General features: G+C 54.9%; 18 protein-coding genes and 1 tRNA gene. 13 read left to right on the top strand and 6 right to left on the bottom strand.

Features of this window, described 5'->3' with window-relative positions; translation table 11 throughout:
• The first annotated feature begins 84 nt into the window (after positions 1 to 84).
• From ID864_RS11930 to ID864_RS11920, 3 genes are all read left to right on the top strand, one after another.
• Positions 85 to 160: transfer RNA gene (locus tag ID864_RS11930), tRNA-Phe, on the top strand.
• A 234-nt stretch (positions 161 to 394) separates the two neighbouring features.
• Complete coding sequence (locus tag ID864_RS11925; RefSeq protein WP_048917265.1) at positions 395 to 1075, top strand: type 1 glutamine amidotransferase domain-containing protein; 681 nt, start codon at positions 395 to 397, stop codon at positions 1073 to 1075.
• 106 nt (positions 1076 to 1181) lie between these two features.
• The gene (locus ID864_RS11920; RefSeq protein ID WP_099754221.1) at positions 1182 to 1787 is read left to right on the top strand and encodes a TetR/AcrR family transcriptional regulator; all 606 of its coding nucleotides are present in this window, start codon (positions 1182 to 1184) and stop codon (positions 1785 to 1787) included.
• Positions 1788 to 1848: 61 nt separating this feature from the next.
• Here ID864_RS11920 and ID864_RS11915 read toward each other — a convergent pair whose 3' ends face one another.
• The 3 genes from ID864_RS11915 to ID864_RS11905 are packed head-to-tail and all read right to left on the bottom strand — an operon-like array spanning position 1849 to position 4032.
• Positions 1849 to 3222 carry a PTS ascorbate transporter subunit IIC gene (locus tag ID864_RS11915; RefSeq protein ID WP_048917267.1) on the bottom strand — a complete coding sequence of 458 codons (1374 nt, stop codon included), beginning with the start codon at positions 3220 to 3222 and terminating at the stop codon, positions 1849 to 1851.
• Between the two features lie 44 nt (positions 3223 to 3266).
• Positions 3267 to 3536, bottom strand: a complete 270-nt coding sequence (locus ID864_RS11910) for a PTS sugar transporter subunit IIB (RefSeq protein WP_048917272.1) — start codon at positions 3534 to 3536, stop codon at positions 3267 to 3269.
• Positions 3537 to 3576: 40 nt separating this feature from the next.
• Positions 3577 to 4032 (bottom strand): PTS sugar transporter subunit IIA, encoded by a 456-nt coding sequence (locus tag ID864_RS11905; RefSeq protein WP_048917268.1) that lies wholly within the window; start codon positions 4030 to 4032, stop codon positions 3577 to 3579.
• A 358-nt stretch (positions 4033 to 4390) separates the two neighbouring features.
• Here ID864_RS11905 and ID864_RS11900 point away from each other — a divergent pair, with 358 nt between their 5' ends.
• Positions 4391 to 5125 carry a GntR family transcriptional regulator gene (locus tag ID864_RS11900; RefSeq protein WP_099754222.1) on the top strand — a complete coding sequence of 245 codons (735 nt, stop codon included), beginning with the start codon at positions 4391 to 4393 and terminating at the stop codon, positions 5123 to 5125.
• A 159-nt stretch (positions 5126 to 5284) separates the two neighbouring features.
• Here the strand turns inward: ID864_RS11900 and ID864_RS11895 are convergent, their stop codons facing one another.
• Both ID864_RS11895 and ID864_RS11890 read right to left on the bottom strand, forming a co-directional pair.
• Positions 5285 to 6535 carry an MFS transporter gene (locus tag ID864_RS11895; protein WP_191149868.1) on the bottom strand — a complete coding sequence of 417 codons (1251 nt, stop codon included), beginning with the start codon at positions 6533 to 6535 and terminating at the stop codon, positions 5285 to 5287.
• A gap of 62 nt (positions 6536 to 6597) precedes the next feature.
• A complete protein-coding gene (locus ID864_RS11890; protein WP_048917271.1) occupies positions 6598 to 7551 on the bottom strand; it encodes a sugar phosphate isomerase/epimerase family protein in 954 nt (317 codons plus the stop codon).
• A gap of 321 nt (positions 7552 to 7872) precedes the next feature.
• Here ID864_RS11890 and ID864_RS11885 point away from each other — a divergent pair, with 321 nt between their 5' ends.
• Positions 7873 to 8754 (top strand): SIS domain-containing protein, encoded by an 882-nt coding sequence (locus ID864_RS11885; protein WP_048914687.1) that lies wholly within the window; start codon positions 7873 to 7875, stop codon positions 8752 to 8754.
• An 11-nt stretch (positions 8755 to 8765) separates the two neighbouring features.
• Positions 8766 to 9698 (top strand): ribokinase, encoded by a 933-nt coding sequence (locus ID864_RS11880; RefSeq protein WP_048914686.1) that lies wholly within the window; start codon positions 8766 to 8768, stop codon positions 9696 to 9698.
• A 64-nt stretch (positions 9699 to 9762) separates the two neighbouring features.
• On the opposite strand, the gene ID864_RS11875 is transcribed toward ID864_RS11880, so the two are convergent.
• Positions 9763 to 11097, bottom strand: a complete 1335-nt coding sequence (locus ID864_RS11875) for a putative bifunctional diguanylate cyclase/phosphodiesterase (RefSeq protein ID WP_099754224.1) — start codon at positions 11095 to 11097, stop codon at positions 9763 to 9765.
• A 236-nt stretch (positions 11098 to 11333) separates the two neighbouring features.
• Between ID864_RS11875 and ID864_RS23880 the strand changes: the two genes are divergently transcribed.
• The 7 genes from ID864_RS23880 to yjiA all read left to right on the top strand — a co-directional run bounded on the left by ID864_RS23880 (position 11334) and on the right by yjiA (position 18017).
• Positions 11334 to 12659 (top strand): sensor histidine kinase, encoded by a 1326-nt coding sequence (locus ID864_RS23880; RefSeq protein WP_191149867.1) that lies wholly within the window; start codon positions 11334 to 11336, stop codon positions 12657 to 12659.
• Positions 12656 to 13303 (top strand): response regulator transcription factor, encoded by a 648-nt coding sequence (locus ID864_RS11865; protein WP_133622782.1) that lies wholly within the window; start codon positions 12656 to 12658, stop codon positions 13301 to 13303. Before ID864_RS23880 ends, ID864_RS11865 begins: the two co-directional genes overlap by 4 nt.
• 71 nt (positions 13304 to 13374) lie before the next feature.
• Positions 13375 to 13857 carry a GlcG/HbpS family heme-binding protein gene (locus tag ID864_RS11860; RefSeq protein ID WP_048914682.1) on the top strand — a complete coding sequence of 161 codons (483 nt, stop codon included), beginning with the start codon at positions 13375 to 13377 and terminating at the stop codon, positions 13855 to 13857.
• Positions 13858 to 13970: 113 nt separating this feature from the next.
• Positions 13971 to 14348, top strand: a complete 378-nt coding sequence (locus ID864_RS11855; RefSeq protein WP_191149866.1) for a DUF1090 domain-containing protein — start codon at positions 13971 to 13973, stop codon at positions 14346 to 14348.
• Positions 14349 to 14603: 255 nt separating this feature from the next.
• Entirely contained in the window at positions 14604 to 16754 is a 2151-nt protein-coding gene (locus ID864_RS11850; RefSeq protein WP_099754226.1) for a carbon starvation CstA family protein, read from the top strand.
• A gap of 74 nt (positions 16755 to 16828) precedes the next feature.
• A complete protein-coding gene (locus ID864_RS11845; RefSeq protein ID WP_048914688.1) occupies positions 16829 to 17032 on the top strand; it encodes a YbdD/YjiX family protein in 204 nt (67 codons plus the stop codon).
• A gap of 13 nt (positions 17033 to 17045) precedes the next feature.
• Complete coding sequence (gene yjiA, locus ID864_RS11840) at positions 17046 to 18017, top strand: GTPase (protein ID WP_048914679.1); 972 nt, start codon at positions 17046 to 17048, stop codon at positions 18015 to 18017.
• Positions 18018 to 18041 lie beyond the last annotated feature (24 nt).

The raw sequence follows: 18041 nt of genomic DNA, 5'->3' as shown, positions 1-18041 counted from the left end.
TTGATGGAAAAGAGTGCAATCAGTCGCTGTTCTTCAATAAAGCCGTTGACGGGATCGATGGCATACGGTTTAATGCGCCCCGTTGCCCGAATAGCTCAGTCGGTAGAGCAGGGGATTGAAAATCCCCGTGTCCCTGGTTCGATTCCGGGTTCGGGCACCACATTCAGAAGAACCCGCCTATGGCGGGTTTTTTGCTTTCTGCGGTATCTCACAGCGGAATCATCACGGCACATCTCCTTCTGCAAACTCACGCTGAAAGTTTTTATCCATCGTCACTAGACGACTGGTCTAATTGGTGTTAACTTTACTTCAGCCACACCGCAGGCACGAATCTCACCGCGCCATAGACGACTGGTCTAATTTAAACGCTAAACTTAACGGCAGGAGATTGATGATGAAGATTCTTATGGTGTTAACCTCACACGATCGGCTGGGCAATACCGGACGCAAAACCGGTTTCTGGCTGGAAGAGCTGGCTGCGCCCTACTACGCATTTAAAGATGCCGGCGCGCAGATCACCCTGGCCTCGCCAAAAGGCGGCAACCCGCCGTTAGATCCAAAAAGTAATGAGCCTGACTTCCAGACTGAGCATACTCACCGCTTTGAGGCCGATGCGGCAGCAACCGCCCAGCTCGCCGCGACAGTTCGCCTGGACAGCATTTCAGCGGCTGACTACGACGCAGTATTCTATCCAGGCGGCCACGGTCCACTGTGGGATCTGGCCGAGGATGAAAACTCCATCAGGCTTATCGAGAACTTCCTGGCGGCTAACAAACACGTCGCCCTGGTTTGCCATGCGCCGGGCGTGTTGCGCCACGTCACAACGCCTGAAGGAAAACCGCTGGTGGCAGGCAGAAAGGTGACCGGCTTCACCAACAGCGAAGAAGAAGCGGTCGGCCTGACTGAGGTGGTGCCATTCCTGGTGGAAGACGAGCTGATTGCCAAAGGCGGGATCTACTCCAAAGGCCCGGACTGGAGTTCCTATGTGGTCAGTGATGGCCTGCTGATCACCGGACAAAACCCAACGTCGTCTGCAGCGACGGCAGAACAGCTGCTTAAACAGCTGGCTGAATAGAAGCAGGCTGATATTGTGGCGTGGACGAGTAGAGCCGTTTTTGTGAAAATAGGGTTCTACTCTCCCGCGAACAGACAACCGACCTGGCTTTTGGTAACGTGACCCTATGACAACTGCAACTCAATTCCATGGCAATGAAATCCGCGACCACATTCTTGCTACAGGCCAGCGCATCATGGCCGGTAAGGGATTTTCTGCCGTTGGATTGAATGAAATACTCAAAGATGCGGGTGTCCCTAAAGGCTCGTTCTATCACTATTTCAGTTCGAAAGAAGCCTTCGGCGTTGATATGCTGGCGCACTATTTTGCGGATTATCTGGCAGAGCTCGACAGCACGCTCAGCCAGCCCGGTCTGACGATGGCGCAGCGGCTGATGAATTACTGGCGACTGTGGCAAGAAACACAGTCATTCTCCGATTGCCAGGGTAGGTGCCTTGCCGTCAAGCTCGGTGCCGAAGTGGCCGATCTCTCAGACAATATGCGTGCCACCCTTCAGTCTGGCACGTCTGGAATTATTTCGCGCCTGGCTGATGCGCTGGAGCAGGGCGTGGCCGAAGGCTCACTGGTGATTGATGATACTCCCGCTAACGTCGCTGAAAGCCTTTACCAGCTCTGGCTGGGCGCCAGCGTGATGGTTAAGATCGTGCGCAATACCAGCCCGTTTGATTCCGCCATGAGCCTGACGCAGAAAGTGATGCGCGTTACCCCATAGCGGAAAAAGTACCTGATCAATCCAGAGAGCGTCTCCTCTCTGGATGTGATCCACAAAGGTATTACTCTGGACTCTCTTCCACCATCACCTTCTTCTTCGCCGCAAAGTTGTACACCACCAGCAGCGCAAAAATACCGGTAATGATCATGGTGATGGTGCCTTTATCCATAAAGCGCGCCATATTGCCGAGAAGAATACCCACCACGCCAAAATCGGTATCCGAGAAGGTGGTATTGGTCAGCCCAATCGCACCGAGCACCGGCAGCAGGGCCACAGGCAGGAAGGTGATCAAAATGCCGTGGGCAAACGCGCCGCAAATCGCACCGCGCTTGCCGCCGGTCGCATTACCAAATACCCCAGCCGTAGCGCCGCAGAAGAAGTGAGGTACCACCCCCGGCAGGATCAATACCCAGTGCAGCTGGCCGAGGATAAACAACCCCACCAGGCCGCCTACAAAGCTGGAAATAAAGCCCACCAGCACCGCGTTAGGGGCATAAGGGAAGACGATCGGGCAGTCCAGCGCAGGTCGTGCGTTGGGCACCAGCTTCTCAGAGAAGCCGGTAAAGGCCGGGACAATCTCCGCAAGGATTAAGCGCACGCCCTGCAGAATGATAAACACCCCAGCAGCAAAGGTGATCGCCTGAATAAAGGAGTAGACCAGGTAGTTTTGACCGTTGCTGAAGTGGCTCTCGACATACTCTTTACCTGCGGAAACAGACAGGATCAGGTAAATGATCATCATGGTCAGGGAGATGGAGATGGTGCTGTCGCGCAAAAAACTCAGGTTTTTTGGCATGTTCATCTCTTCGGTGGATTTCGAACCTTTCCCCACTACCGAACCAATCCAGCCCGATAACACATAGCCAATCGTTCCGGTGTGCGCCAGGGCTACATGATCGCCACCGATGATTTTACGCATATAGGGCTGGGCCAGCGCCGGGAAAAATGCCATCAGCATGCCCAGAGCCAGGGAGCCGGTGTAAATCAACTGCACCCCTTCAAAACCGGCCACCGACAGAATAATGGCCACCATACAGGCCATATAAAAAGTGACGTGGCCTGACAGATAGATATATTTCAGTCGGGTAAAACGGGCAACGACAATGTTAGCCACCATACCGAAAGCCATAATCAGCGTAGTCGGTGCGCCATACTTCGCCAGTGCAATGGATACCATCGCCTCATTGTTGGGGATGATCCCCTGCACATCAAAAGCTTGTTTGAAAATGTCACCCAGCGGCGTCAGCGAGCCGACCAGCACCGTTGCCCCGCCAGCCAGCACCAGAAAGCCGAGGATGGTTTTCACCGTCCCTTTAATCACCTCGGGGAAAGGCTTTCTCTGTGCCACCAGCCCGAATAGCGCCACCAGCCCCACCAGAATGGATGGCACCTTCAGCACGTCGACGACAAATTGCAAAAGGTTTTGAGTAAACATAGTAACCTCTAGGGTAAGGTGTTCATCTAAAGTGACAAATTTTTTTATTTATCAAAATACTCGCGTATTTTATTTTCGACTTCTTTCAGGTCGATAATATTATTAATAATGATAACTTTTCCCTCCGGAAGGTTGGCGCTATAAGCAATATCCTTCGCCATGACGAAGACATCTGCCACATCAGGGGTCACAGACCCGAGATCGGAATGGTCAACATCCGCTTCGATTTCGAGTTTCTTCAGCACTTTCTTGATATTCATTTCCATCATGAAGCTGCTGCCTAAACCTGAACCACACACCGCCATAATTTTCATCTCAGACCTCATCACCTGTTGTTGATAATCAAACTGTCCGTTAAGCATTGCCTGCTAACAGAATCTGTTTAAGCGCTTCCTGACTGCGCGCATTAAAAATTTTGTCCATTATCTCTTCGTCAGAAAGGACCTCCGCCAGCTGCGAGATCATTTCAATATGGCTATGACTGTCCGGGGCAGAAAACATAAAAATAGCGTCGACCGGGTCATTCTCTTCCGAATCAAACTTCACCGCCTGCCCCAGCTTGACGATTGATAACCCCAGCTGACTGGCCCCCTCTTCCGGGCGCGCATGGGGCATGGCAATATGTGGGGCGATGACAAAATAAGGCCCAATCTCCTCTTTCTGCCGAATAATGGCATCAATATAGCTCTGTGCGATTGCCCCTTCATTAAGCAGAGGACGCGCGGCAATTTGCAGCGCTTCTTTCCAGTCCGCCACGTTATCAACATACTGAATTTTTTCGTTATTCAACCACTGTGCCAGCTGCGACATCGCCTTTCTCCTGGGAAAGCTCGCAGTGATGTACAGTCAGCTTCGGAATCTCTGAATGAAGCTGATAGCGTTATCTGTCACATCATTGAGAGCTGCTGCCCCTGTCACTTGACTTTGGTACTCTATGATCAAGTCTAGACAGGTTTAAGATGTATAGTCATCTTGATGATGAACCCGGAGGTGTACAGATACAATATGTAAAGTTAAAATAGTGCTGGACATGTTGAGCTTGAATGTAAATTCGTTAACTTGATCACAACTCGATGTCACTGAAGTGGCATACAGCAATAATAAAGAGCACACCTGTGCAGGCACGACTCAGGCGAGTCGGCCCTCACTCTGAGCGGGATGAATTGAAATGATCGATGGCATTACAGAAAAACAGAAAGAAGTTGTCGATTATATCCTGACAAAAATTAAAGCTGACAAACTGCTGCCCGGAGATAAGCTCGATACGGAAATTGCCATTGCCAAAAATATTGGCATTACGCGCGCAACCGTGCGCGAAGCGACGCGGATTCTGATTGAGCAGCAGCGAATATACCGGGTGAAAGGATCCGGGCTGTTTGTTGGCTCTATTGGCATCAGCAATAACGCAGGACGGTTTCATGCCCTCTCCCCTTTTGATTATCAGGCGCAAAAGCACGGCCACAAAGGGGTAAGAAAAATAGTCTCGGTCAGTATTATGCGCGTGCCCTCGCCGGAAATAGCGCAGGCGCTACGCATTAAGAACAGCGACCAGGTATATAAAATTTTACGCCTGATGTGCTTTGATGATATTCCTGTGGCGCTGGAACACATTCACCTGCCGGTCAGCCTGTTTAGCAGTATGGAGTTCAGCAAGCTGGAAATATCCAAATACTCATACCTTGAGCAGATAACCGGTAAAAAAATACAGCGCAGGGATCAAAATTTAACGGCGCTCAATCTCACCGATCCCGACGTACTGGCCCTGCTTAACCTGGCGCAAAACGATGCGGTCATTGAAATCAACGAAACCGTGTTTCTTGATGATGGTCAGCCGTGCGAAGTGAATATTGCTATTATCAATACCCGCCTGTTCCCGCTGCGGCAGAACTCGCAGCGGCCTTAAATTTAGCCCCCCTAAAAAAACCACCGATGGCCTGAGGGATGTCCAAAATTATTTCCTCCGCTAAACCTTAAGCAAACAGGTTAAGGGCTGATTGCAACAGGCTCACGGCCAGGGGGTGGCCGTGAGCCTCTCTACAGGGATGCATTCATAAAGCTTTCGTTATTCAGAGTGCCGCAGAGCGCCCTTGCCCTTCACCACATCCTGCGCCGCAAGCTCCTGCGGGGTTTTCAGGAACGGGGTCAGTACGCCACTGAGCACATACAGCCCGGCATAAATCCCCAGTACGCCGCCAGCACCCAGCGAAGAGTAAAATAGCGCGGTGATGGCAGGTGCGATAAATGCCCCCAGACCGGCCCCCAGGTTCAGCACCGACATCGCCGCCCCTTTACTGTCCGGCGCCAGCATCGGGAACAGTGCCGACAGCGGCACGTAACCCGCCATGGTGATCCCGCACAGGCACAGCACAAACATCATCACATAGAAGTTGTGGCCCAGTACCTGCGGCACCGCCCACACCAAAATCAGCACCGCAGCATAAGCGAAGCCACCGACCCACATAATGGTGGTGCGCCAGCCAAATTTATCGCCGAAGAAGCCAAAGAACAGGTTGGCAAAAATCGCTACCAGGAATACCGCCGACCACATATGCAGCCACTCGGTTTTACTGTAGCCGTAGCTGATCAGGTAGAGCGGCAGGAACGTCGCCAGGCCATATTGCGCAATGCCGTTCACCGACTTCACCACCAGCCCCATGGCAATCACCGGGCGTTGCAGGATGGTGATGCCCTTCAGCAACTCGGCGGCGCTGAACGGGTGGATCTCCGAAGCCGGCACCACGTCGCGGTTCACCCAGATCCCCAGCACCGAGCCGACGATCACAAACAGCATCCCGACCCACAGCACGTGGATTTCGCCCAGCACCGGCAACGCCAGCGAGGAGAAGAACGGGCCGATAACGCTCAAGCCCAGCGAGAAAGTGAACCAGAACCAGCCAACCGCCGTCGCACGTCGTTCAACTGGCGTGCTGTAGTTAATCCAGATCAGGAACGAATAGGCAAACAGGGGATAGCCAATGCCGCGTATCGCGTAGAACGGCAGCATCCACGCCATATGCATGGTTTGCAGGCCAATTGCGATAAAGCCAACGCTGCCTATCACAAAGGTCACCAGGCCAAACAGCATCACCTTACGCGGGCCGAGCGTTTGTACCAGCACGCCGGTCACCCAGGCGGCCAGGGTCACGGTCACGCCATATGCGGTCAGCAGGTAGGAGGCCTGGGCGACAGAAAGCCCTTTTTCCACCAGCCAGATTGATATCCAGGCTTGTTCAACGCCATCGCCGATCATAAAAATAGTCAGGCCGATATAGCCCCACAGCAAGTTCTTAGGCAAACCTATTTTATTAAACATAGTTTCCCCCGGTGTCTGACACCGACTGGTAGTGAGTAAGAGGTAAGTTTTTAATTTTGTTTTTATTCGGCGATCATTTTCATCAGCATGCCCTGCACTTTTAGTGCATCCTGGCTTTTGATCAGCCGATCAATTTCGTCAATGCTCAGGCGGTCAATAAAGCCTGCCAGCGCCTTATACATGCGGATATTTTGCGCGCACTCGGCCACCGGATCTTCGCGGCTCGGGAAAGTATCGAAATAGATCAGGCCGCTGAAATTCACGCGTTTTGCGTAGTAGATGTATTCCAGGGTCTGCATCAGATGCACCGAGCCCAGCATCAGACCATCGTCAAAATGTCCGTAGCCGTCATTCAGATGGAAGCCGACCAGGCGATTTTTGCGAGCCGACTGGAACAGTGAGAAGGCCGGGTTCTCTTTCTTCATGATCATGTGGCAGAAGTCGAGAGTAATGCCGAGATTATCCGCGCCCACATCGTCAATCAGCATCAGGGTTGATGACACATCGCCGATAAAGGAGAAAGTGCGCGGCTCGTAGGGTTTGTATTCAAAGCTGAACTGCATATCCGGGTGTGCATGGGTGACGGTCTGCAGGGCGCTGACCAGCAGCTCGTAAGCGCGGAAGTAGTCCTGCTGAAACGGATAGTCGTAGCCATCGTAGCCAAACCACAGCGTGACGGTATTGCCACCGAGGTACTTGCACACTTCTGCCGCTTCCAGCGTGATATCAATCGCTTTTTGGCGCAGCGCGGCGTCAGGATTAGTGAATTCACCGTCGATAAACTCCTTGTTATAGCGCAGCGCGATGCCGCCTACCTGCAGGTTATTATCGGCGATGGTCTGTTTAATCAGCTCTTTACTCTGGCCAACAAAGTGTTCCGGGTAGTTAAGTTCAATATGCGTTAAGCCATCTACGCTACCCATTCGGGTAATCAGATCGCAGGTATCCATTTTATTCTTAGCGTCAAATAACTCAGGACGGGAACGAAATGAATTAATACGGGAAGAGAATTTCATTTTAAATATCCTTGCATGAAGTTTCCCTTGCGTTATAAGTGAATTTACCCGCGTGGTAAATGGTAAAAATCAAATAACACCGAAAATAAAACTGACAGAAAGTTTTTAATAGTGAAAATTTTATTATCAGTAAAACACCTTTAAAACAGATACTTATGCTTTCATTTTCCTGCCAGTAAAATGAAAGCGCATAATATGATGATTTTATTTTACTCCCAGTAAAACGACATAGTAAAACGTTTTACAGCATGTGATCTGGTTAACACTTTTCGTTTACCCCCCATGCTAGCTTACGGATAAATTTTTCTACGAGCCCTGAACATGCATAACCGACTTAAAGGCAATGAGATATTTTTACTGGCGCGAACGCTTGCACCCGAGCTGGGTAAAAAAGAACGTTCAATTGCCCGCTTTATTGATGACAACCCCCAGTCATTATCTAAAATGTGTATTACGGATATCGCTAATTATCTCAACGTCAGCGTTTCCAGTATTACCAAAGTGTCGAAAAAGCTGGGCTTCACCGGTTTTCACGATCTAAAGCTCAATATTGGCAGGCAGGTTAACTCGCAGGAGGAGATTGTCGATATTCCGCTGATCCCCGACTCTGAAAAGTATGTCGAACAGGTTATTGAGAGCACCTTCCTGAATTCAGTTATGGCACTACAGGAATCGTTGAGCGTGATTAACAGCGCGGTGATCAAGGCCGTCGCATGGCTGTTTATTAACAAGCCGGAAAGCGCACGTATCTTTATTGCCGGCTGCGGGGGGTCGGGATCGATCTGCGATGACTTCAATCATAAGCTGCTCAAGATTGGCATCTTCTCTTCGGTATTCAGCGACAGCCACAAGCAGCTGATGACCGCCTCGCTGATGCAGCCGGGCGATATTCTGCTGGCGATTTCGCACTCCGGGCAGACCACCGATATTATCCAGATGGTTAAAGCCGCCAATGAGCATGGTGCCGAAACCATCTGCCTGACCAACTATCCCAATAGCCCGCTCAGCCTGATCGCCAAACACTCGATTATCTCCTCGGTGAAAAACAACCCGATTACCGGGGAAAATGCCACCACGCGTATTGTCCACCTCAATATTCTGGATGCCATTTTTACCATTATCGCCAGCAAAACCAGCGAAAAGAGCCAAACCAGTTTACACAACACCAGAAATGCGGTGGCGTCCAAACGCACCGCCAATTAAGGGCCGAAATGATGAAACATAATGTTGTTGTTATTGGCAGTCTTAACTATGACATTCTCGTCCAGCAGGATCGCCTGCCGGAGATTGGGGAGACCTTCACCGGTAATGAGCTGATGCTGATGCCCGGTGGAAAAGGCGCAAACCAGGCGGTGCAGTGCGCCAAACTGGGGCTGAATGTGAATATGGTTGGCTGTGTCGGCAATGATATTTACGGCAGCGAACTGCTTAAATCGCTGAGCGAGAACGGGGTTTCCGTGACTCAAATTAGCCAGCGCGGAAAAACCTCCGGCATTGGCATCGTGCAGATCCTCGAGTCCGGTGACTATTGCAGCACGATTATTAAAGGGGCGAACTATCTGATCGGCGAAGCCGATATTACCGACGATCTGTTTCGCGATCGCCCGCTGGTGATACTGCAATCCGAGATCCCTGAACAGGTGGTGGATCGCGCCATCGCCCTGGCGCGCCAGCACCACTGCCAGATCCTGCTGAACAATGCCCCTGCCCGCCACATCTCCGCGCAGGCGCTCAGCCAGGTCGATTTCCTGGTGGTCAATGAGACCGAAGCCAGCCTGATGAATCAAAGCTCCGTCGCCTCGGTGAGCGATGCCATCACCTGCGCGGCGGAGCTGCATCAGCGGGTTAATGGCCAGGTGATTATTACGCTGGGGGAAAAAGGCGCCGTGCTGTCGAGTCAGGCGGGAGCGCAACACTATCCGGCGGTATTCTGCCCGGACGTGGTGGATACCACCGGGGCGGGGGACTCATTTATCGGCGGCATCGCTTATTGCCTGGTCAACCATATTGCCCTGGAGGAAGCGATTCCCTTCGCGGCAGAGATCAGCTCCTGCTCGATTCAGAAATATGGTGGCCAAAGCTCCTTCCCGATGCTGCCCGACGTGGCGCACGCGCTGACGCAAAACCGTCAGCGGCTGTTTGGCTGATGCCACAGCAATCATCAAGCCCTGGTGATAAGACCGGGGCTTTGCTGTATCCCATCAACCTGCTTCACGCCGGCCCCTGTTGCCGATTCTGCAGCGAAAAAGCGCGAAAATCTTCAATACTCAGCGGGCGCGAAAAGTAGAACCCCTGAAACGCCGTACAGCCAAAATCCTGCATCAGCGACCACTGCTCCGCCGTTTCAATGCCTTCGGCCAGCACTTCCAGCTTCAGCTCCAGCCCCATGCGCGCAATATTCCTGGCGATCACTGCCCCCTTACGATTTTCACTTGCGCCGGAGATAAAGCTGCGGTCGATTTTGATCTGCTCCAGCGGCAGGCGGCGCAGATAGCTAAGCGATGAAAAACCGGTGCCAAAATCATCGAGCGAGAAGCGGAATCCGGCAGCGGCCAGGGCAACCATTTTCGCCACCACGGCGTCGATATCGGAGGCAAACACGCTCTCTGTCAGTTCAAGCTTCACCCGCGCAGGGGGGATCTGCGCCCTGTCCGCCTGCTGGATCAGGCGCGCAACGAACTCAGGTTTCATCAGGTGATCCACGGTAACGTTGATCGACAGCGTAAGATGCGACGTGGCCGGGTTAGCCTGCCAGTGTGCCAGCTCGCGAAAAGCGCTGCCGATCACCCAGTCCCCCACCGCAGGCATCAGCCCGGCCTGCTGGGCAGCGGGAATAAACTCGGACGGCGGCACCACTCCCTTGCCCGGCAGCTGCCAGCGTAGCAGCGCTTCGGCTCCGCTAATCTGCCCGGTCGCATTCAGCAGCGGCTGATAAAACAGCACGAATTCGTCATTGTAGAGCGCATGCTGGATCGCGCGGATCTTCTCGCTGCGGCGGGAAAAGTCGGCCTGCATCGCCACGATGCCAGCGCATAAAATCCCCGTGGCTAAAATGACATTCACCAGCGGGATATAAATACGCAATCGGTGTTGCATGGGGTGAGCAAATGGATAGATTAAGTCGGCACTGCTGAGAATAATAAACGCCAGCAGCGTGCTGGCGATAAGCGCCAGCTGTGCCAGCGTGTGCCTGCGCTGATAATTGATATAGCCCACCAGCGCGACAGTCAGCAGATACAGGTGCGTGGTTCGCGGGATCCCCTGGTCGGGAATATCATAGCGCAGGCAAAACACCACGACGTAAATAAGATGAAGCAGCTGGGCCAGCATCAGCCCGCTGGAAAAATTGCCGCGCATTGCAACCCGCCAGCTGGCCAGGGCTGCACCAGCCATCACCAGCAGTGACTCAACCTCTCCCCATTGGTGCATCAAACTGAATACCGCCAGCCACCCGACAATAACCCCTAAACCACTCAGGAAAGCCATCCGGCAGAGATATTCGAGATGTTCTTCGTTAGGGGTTTTACCTGTTCTTCGTCCTGGCATAATGCAAATAGCTCCAGTGAAATTGGATTTTTTTTATTATTTTAATGTGACTAAAAATAGCGGATCAGAAAGGCTCCAGTGATTTAACGTATTTTCCGAAACGCGTCAACAATTTACATATGGCACTCATTACTCATTTTGTTACCGGGACCGGTCCTGTTCAACTCGCCGCACGGTTGATTCCTGGTAATAATTAAGGCTCAATCAGGCAGCCCATTTGATATAAGGATAAACTGGTGACGCCTCCGCTCATAAAACGCAGCCTGATCGTCTGGCTGATCCTGATGCTGATCCCGCTGGTGCTGGTGCCTGGCGTGCAGCTTTATCAGCAGTGGAAAAGCTTTGAGGCCTCTTTTCAGGCACTGGAAACCCAGATTGCCTACCGCTTAACGCAAAATGCCGCCGTGCTGCCGCTGATCTCCCCCGGCAGCGATGCCGCCGCCCTGAACCATAAATTTCCGCAAATTGTCGCCATTGAGCCGCTGCCTGCCAACGCTTCGCAGGAGATCCGCATTACCCCAGCGGACAATGGCCGCTACTGGCTGAACAACCCCTGGCAGCAGGTGCGCGAACTGGTCGACTTCCGCCCGGTGATTGACGACGCGAGAAAACAGTCTGGCTTCCGGCATCTGGCGCTAAACTGGCAGGGCACCGTGCTGCTCAGCTCGCGGGCTCAGGAGAGCGTCGGCTGGTGGCACTGGACCACTACCTTCGCTCAGGAGCTGCAGCCGTTCACGCTGACGGCCAGCGCTTCGCCACGTTGGCAGGCGCTCGCACTGTGGCCACCGCTGCTGCTGGCGGCATTGCTGACGCTGATGATGGTGTTCGTGCACCAGTACCAGCGCCAGCGCCAGGCCGACCGCCGCGCACAGTTTTATCAACATACCCGGCTGAATGCGCTGGGGGAAATCACCACCGGCATGGTGCATGAGATCAATCAGCCGCTGGCGGCGATTCAGAACTGGTTAAAGGCGGCACAGCATTTGCTGGCCAAAGGCGACGTCAGCCAGATACCTGCCGCGCTGGAAGGCGCGCTGGGTCAGACACAGCGCATCGCATCGCTACTACAGCGTTTTCGCGACCATCTGGAACAGCGTGAAGTCACGCTGGGCGCGGTAGAGATCAAACGCGTCTGGACGCGAGTGGAGGATCTGCTGGCGCGTGAAATTCGCGAAGGCGATATCACCGTGCAGCGCGACTTCCCCCCGCCTTCCCTACAGGTAAAAGCCGATCCGCTCTGGCTGGAACAGGTGCTGCACAACCTGCTGAGCAATGCGATACAGGCGCAAAGCAGCCAGCGCAAAGGTTGGGTGCAGGTGCACTGCCGCCGGGAAGAAGAAAGCGTGGTGCTAACCTTAACCGACGGCGGGCGCGGATTCTCAACCGAAGGAATAGAGCAGGCGCTGATGCCGTTTTACACCACCCGCAGTGAAGGAATTGGCCTTGGGATGTCGCTGGCCGAAACCCTGATGTTGCGCATGAACGGCAAAATCACCCTCTCTAACCATGCGGGCGGTGGTGCCTGTATCCAGTTGCATTTTCAGTTATGGGAGCAGCAATGAGTACCTCACCTATCTGGCTGATTGACGATGATGCCTCAATCCGCGACTCACTCAGTTTTCTGCTGCAAACGCTGGGCTGGCAGGTCACTACCTACAGCAGCGTGGCCGCCTTTGAAGCCGATAGCAGCGTAACGCCCACGCTAACCGGCTGCCTGCTGATGGACATTCGCATGCCCGGCAAAAGTGGCCTGAGCTGGCTGGAGGAGACCTCGCAGCACTATCCGCTGGTTCCGGTGATCCTGATGACCGGGCACGGCACCATCGACCTCTGCCGCCGCGCCTTTCAGCACGGTGCCTGGGAGTTTTTCACCAAGCCGCTCGACAGCGACAAGCTGATCGACTGCATCAGCGAAGCGCTGGTGGAGAGCGAGCAGCGGGCCGCGCAGCAGCAGGAGCGACAGCTGCTGGAGAACAAATTCGCCCAGCTCACCCTGCGTGAACGCGAAGTGCTCGAGCTGCTGGTCGAGGGCCAAAGCGCCAAGGAGATCGCCCGCGCACTTTCGCTCTCACCGCGCACTGCCGAAGCTCATCGCGCCTCGATCTTCGCCCGGCTGGAAGTCAGCAGCCTCGCCCCGCTGGTCTGGGAGTACGCCCGGCTGAAAATGCTGTCGCAACCTGGTAAATCTACCAGGTCGAACGGGTAATTAACCGAATAGTAGTAACCGCACGCTTTGCGCAAAATAGGGTTCTCTGAACGATAACAGGAACCCTAAAGATGAAGCTTACCTTCTCTACCCTGGCTGTACTCGCTGGCCTGAGCGCTCTGCCCCTGCACGCCGCCACGCTGACTGAAAAAAATATCTCACTGCAGCAGGCCAACGACCTCGCCGCTGCGGTGATCAAATCCTGCTCGGCTAAAAATTACAACGTTAGCGTGACCGTACTGGATCGCGGCGGCAATGTGAAAGCCCTGCAGCGCATGGACAATGCCGGCCCGCACACCATCGAAGCCAGCAAGATGAAAGCCTTCACCGCGCTCAGCACCAAAAACCCGTCTGGCAAAGTGATGGAAGCCGCTCAGTCTAACGCGGGCGCCGCCGGCATGCGTGAAGTCCCTGGCTTCCTGCTGCTGGCTGGCGGCCTGCCGCTGCGTGACGGCGACCAGGTGATCGGCGCAGTCGGCGTGGGCGGAGCACCGGGCGGCAATCTGGATGAGCAGTGTGCTCAGGCCGCAGTGGATAGCGTTATCAAAGGCTGATTACGCCTCGCGGGGTAACCTCCGCTCTTCCCTTCCCCGGCTGGCGATGCTGGCCGGGTTCCAAATCTTAAATTCCTCGGCTGAGCTGGGGATAAATCACAGAGGTATTCACCATGAAAATTCGTCTTCTGATGGCTTCACTGCTGATGGTCATGGGTTCAGCTCATGCCGCTGAAACCCTGACCGGCTGTGCCGCGAAACGTGTCGAAGTGGCGCAGCAGATCCAGTACGCTGATGCCCATGGCAACAGCGCACAGAAAGCCGGTCTGGAGAGAGCGCTGAAAGAGATCGATCAGCACTGCACCGACAGCAGCCTGATGGCCGACCGTCAGCAGAAAGTGCAGGAAAAGATGGAAAAAGTCGCCGAGCGCCAGGCCGACCTGCGCGAAGCTCAGGCCGGTGGTAGCAGTAAGAAAATTGCTAAACAGCAGGAAAAACTGGCACGCGCCCAGCAGGAACTGCAGGAAGCACGCGACAGCCTCAGCCAGTAATCACTTCAACATCGGGCTAACGGGTGGTTTTTACCACCCGAGCCAAGGCCAGTTGCCAAACACCCTGACATCAACGAGATCTTGATCACAGTTTTCAATCCCTTAGCTGCGCCGAAAAACCGCTTAGTCCGGCGAGCAACCGCTTATCGTTCTATACAACCGCTCAAGCAATAATCCCCCCTGCTGGTATTGAAATTCGCCACCATAGACCCGTCTCTCTTACCCCTTTTCAACGCGAAAATGACCAGGTTCCCTATGAATAAAAAGAATTTTTTCAAACATATACCCTGGATGATCCTCGGCATCATCGGGGCTTGCTGCCTGGCTGTGGTGGCGCTCAGGCGCGGCGAACATATCAGCGCGCTGTGGATTGTGGTGGCCTCGGTATCGGTCTATCTGGTGGCATATCGCTACTACAGCCTGTACATCGCCCAGAAGGTGATGAAGCTCGACCCAACGCGCGCCACGCCTGCGGTGATCAATAACGACGGCCTCAACTATGTGCCGACCAACCGCAACGTGTTGTTTGGTCACCACTTTGCTGCCATAGCCGGCGCTGGCCCGCTGGTCGGCCCGGTGCTTGCGGCGCAGATGGGCTACCTGCCCGGCGTGCTGTGGCTGCTGGCTGGCGTCGTGCTGGCCGGGGCGGTGCAGGACTTTATGGTGCTGTTTATCTCCCAGCGGCGCAACGGTGAATCGCTGGGCGAGATGATCAAAAAAGAGATGGGTGCCGTGCCGGGCACCATTGCCCTGTTTGGCTGCTTCCTGATTATGATCATCATCCTCGCCGTGCTGGCGCTGATCGTGGTGAAAGCCCTGGCGGAAAGCCCGTGGGGCGTGTTTACCGTCTGCTCGACGGTGCCGATCGCGCTGTTTATGGGCATCTATATGCGCTTTATCCGCCCGGGGCGCGTCGGGGAAATTTCGCTTATTGGCGTGGTCCTGCTGGTCGCCAGCATCTGGTTTGGCGGCGTAGTGGCCCAGGATCCGTACTGGGGACCGGCACTGACCTTTAAGGACACCACCATCACCTTTACTCTGATCGGCTATGCGTTTATCTCCGCGCTGCTGCCGGTGTGGCTGATCCTCGCGCCGCGTGACTATCTCGCCACTTTCCTGAAGATCGGCGTGATCGTTGGCCTGGCGATCGGCATCGTGATCCTCAACCCGGAGCTGAAAATGCCGGCGCTCACCCAGTACATTGACGGCACCGGGCCGCTGTGGAAAGGGGCGCTGTTCCCGTTCCTGTTTATCACCATCGCCTGCGGTGCCGTCTCCGGCTTCCACGCGCTGATCGCCTCCGGCACTACGCCAAAGCTGCTGGCCTGCGAAACCGATGCGCGCTTTATTGGCTACGGCGCGATGCTGATGGAGTCCTTTGTGGCGGTGATGGCGCTGGTGGCGGCATCGATTATTGAGCCGGGCCTCTACTTTGCCATGAACACCCCGCCTGCGGGCCTCGGCATTACCATGCCAAATCTGCACGAGCTGGGCGGCGATAACGCGCCGCTGATAATGGCGCAGTTAAAAGATGTCACGGCGCAGGCCGCGGCCACCGTCAGCTCTTGGGGCTTTGTGATTTCACCTGAACAGATCATGCAAACCGCTAAGGACATCGGCGAGCCTTCGGTGCTCAACCGCGCCGGCGGTGCGCCAACGCTGGCAGTGGGGATCGCCCACGTGTTCGATAAAATCATGCCGATTGCCGATATGGGGTTCTGGTATCACTTCGGTATCCTGTTCGAAGCGCTGTTTATCCTGACCGCGCTGGATGCCGGTACGCGCTCCGGCCGCTTTATGCTGCAGGACCTGCTCGGCCACTTTGTGCCGTTCCTCAAGAAAACCGACTCGCTGCTGGCGGGCATCGTGGGCACGGCGGGCTGCGTCGGCCTGTGGGGCTATCTGCTGTATCAGGGCGTGGTTGATCCGCTGGGCGGGGTGAAAAGCCTGTGGCCGCTGTTCGGCATCTCCAACCAGATGCTGGCTGCCGTCGCGCTGGTGCTGGCGACCGTGGTGCTGATTAAGATGAAGCGCACGCAGTATATCTGGGTAACGGTGCTGCCTGCTGTATGGCTGCTGATCTGTACCACCTGGGCGCTGGGGCTTAAGCTGTTTAGCAGTAACCCGCAGATGGAAGGCTTCTTCTATATGGCCGGGGAGTATAAAGCGAAGGTGGCGGCAGGGGGTGAACTGACGGCGAAGCAGATCGCCGACATGAACCATATCGTGATCAATAACTACACCAACGCAGGCCTGAGCATCCTGTTCCTGGTGGTGGTTTACAGCATTATCTTCTACGGTTTCAAAGCCTGGCTGAAAGCGCGCCAGATCGCGCAACCGACCGATACCGAAACGCCGTATGTGGCGGTGCCGAAAGAGGGGGTGAAGGTTTCATCCGGCCATTAGCCACCGTGTGCGGGACATATCCCGCACTTTCGTAGGGGCTGGGCATGCCCAGCCCGCACAACGGGGAAGACACGATGTTCGACAACTTAGGCGCGGCAAAAAAATACCTCGGCCAGGCCGCGAGGATGCTGGTCGGTATTCCTGACTACGATACTTATGTGCTGCATATGCAGACCCATCATCCGGACAAACCGATGATGACCTACAAAGAGTTCTTCCGTGAGCGCCAGCAGGCGCGCTACGGCGGAGATGGCAAAGGCGGCATGCGCTGCTGCTGATAAGGAAAACACCATGACACCGATTGCCGTTACCGTGCTCACCGGCTTTCTCGGCGCGGGCAAAACCACCCTGCTGCGCCACATTCTGCACGACCAGCATGATTACAAAATCGCGGTGATCGAGAACGAGTTCGGCGCCGTGGCCGTAGACGATCAGCTGCTCGGCGCACGCGCCACCCAGATCAAAACCCTGACCAACGGCTGCATCTGCTGCACGCGCTCCGGCGAGCTGGAGCAGGCACTGCTGGAGCTGCTCGCCAGCCTCGATAGCGGTGACGTTACCTTTGACCGTCTGGTGATTGAATGCACCGGCATGGCCGACCCCGGCCCGATTATTCAGACCTTTTTCGCACACGAGGTGTTGTGCGAGCGCTATCTGCTTGATGGGGTGATCGCGCTGGTCGATGCCGTACACGCCGAACAGCAGATGGACCAGTTCACTCTGGCGCAGTCGCAGATTGGCTATGCCGACCGCATTCTGCTGAGCAAAACCGACGTTGCCGGAACCCCAGCCAATCTGCTGGCACGGCTGCAGCGCATCAACGCCCGCGCGCCGGTTTATCCGGTGGTGAACGGTGAGATAGACCTCAGCCTGCTGTTTAACACCCGCGGTTTTATGCTGGAAGAGCAGGTCATCAATAGCGCACCGCGCTTTAATTTTATCGCCGATAAGCATAACGATATCAATTCAGTCGTGGTCGAGCTGGACTACCCGGTCGCGCTGGAGGCAGTATCAAAAGTCATGGAGGAACTGCTGTCCGGGTTCGCCGACAGCCTGCTGCGCTACAAAGGCATGTTGTGGATCGACGGTCAGCCCTGCCGCCTGCTGTTCCAGGGCGTGCAGCGCCTGTACAGCGCCGACTGGGACCGGGAATGGCAGCCCGAGGAGCAGCCCGCCAGTACGCTGGTGTTTATCGGCGTACAGCTGCCGGAAGCGCAGATCCGCACCGCATTTGCCGCGCTGAAGCCGCAGCCTGTCATTTAAGCGACACCCTGCCGTGTAAACTAC

Origin of the sequence: Erwinia aphidicola, from assembly GCF_014773485.1 — a bacterium.
GTDB classification, from domain to species: domain Bacteria; phylum Pseudomonadota; class Gammaproteobacteria; order Enterobacterales; family Enterobacteriaceae; genus Erwinia; species Erwinia aphidicola.
Note: the sequence above shows the minus strand (reverse complement) of the source record. Positions and strands in the feature narration are given on the sequence as shown.

What these genes read in the sequence shown, in the direction of transcription:
- ID864_RS11925 (WP_048917265.1), top strand. Translation starts at nt 395, where the DNA reads ATGAAGATTCTTATGGTGTTAACCTCACACGATCGGCTGGGCAATACC.
- ID864_RS11920 (WP_099754221.1), top strand. Translation starts at nt 1,182, where the DNA reads ATGACAACTGCAACTCAATTCCATGGCAATGAAATCCGCGACCACATT.
- ID864_RS11915 (WP_048917267.1), bottom strand. Translation starts at nt 3,222, where the DNA reads ATGTTTACTCAAAACCTTTTGCAATTTGTCGTCGACGTGCTGAAGGTG.
- ID864_RS11910 (WP_048917272.1), bottom strand. Translation starts at nt 3,536, where the DNA reads ATGAAAATTATGGCGGTGTGTGGTTCAGGTTTAGGCAGCAGCTTCATG.
- ID864_RS11905 (WP_048917268.1), bottom strand. Translation starts at nt 4,032, where the DNA reads ATGTCGCAGCTGGCACAGTGGTTGAATAACGAAAAAATTCAGTATGTT.
- ID864_RS11900 (WP_099754222.1), top strand. Translation starts at nt 4,391, where the DNA reads ATGATCGATGGCATTACAGAAAAACAGAAAGAAGTTGTCGATTATATC.
- ID864_RS11895 (WP_191149868.1), bottom strand. Translation starts at nt 6,535, where the DNA reads ATGTTTAATAAAATAGGTTTGCCTAAGAACTTGCTGTGGGGCTATATC.
- ID864_RS11890 (WP_048917271.1), bottom strand. Translation starts at nt 7,551, where the DNA reads ATGAAATTCTCTTCCCGTATTAATTCATTTCGTTCCCGTCCTGAGTTA.
- ID864_RS11885 (WP_048914687.1), top strand. Translation starts at nt 7,873, where the DNA reads ATGCATAACCGACTTAAAGGCAATGAGATATTTTTACTGGCGCGAACG.
- ID864_RS11880 (WP_048914686.1), top strand. Translation starts at nt 8,766, where the DNA reads ATGAAACATAATGTTGTTGTTATTGGCAGTCTTAACTATGACATTCTC.
- ID864_RS11875 (WP_099754224.1), bottom strand. Translation starts at nt 11,097, where the DNA reads ATGCCAGGACGAAGAACAGGTAAAACCCCTAACGAAGAACATCTCGAA.
- ID864_RS11865 (WP_133622782.1), top strand. Translation starts at nt 12,656, where the DNA reads ATGAGTACCTCACCTATCTGGCTGATTGACGATGATGCCTCAATCCGC.
- ID864_RS11860 (WP_048914682.1), top strand. Translation starts at nt 13,375, where the DNA reads ATGAAGCTTACCTTCTCTACCCTGGCTGTACTCGCTGGCCTGAGCGCT.
- ID864_RS11855 (WP_191149866.1), top strand. Translation starts at nt 13,971, where the DNA reads ATGAAAATTCGTCTTCTGATGGCTTCACTGCTGATGGTCATGGGTTCA.
- ID864_RS11850 (WP_099754226.1), top strand. Translation starts at nt 14,604, where the DNA reads ATGAATAAAAAGAATTTTTTCAAACATATACCCTGGATGATCCTCGGC.
- ID864_RS11845 (WP_048914688.1), top strand. Translation starts at nt 16,829, where the DNA reads ATGTTCGACAACTTAGGCGCGGCAAAAAAATACCTCGGCCAGGCCGCG.
- yjiA (WP_048914679.1), top strand. Translation starts at nt 17,046, where the DNA reads ATGACACCGATTGCCGTTACCGTGCTCACCGGCTTTCTCGGCGCGGGC.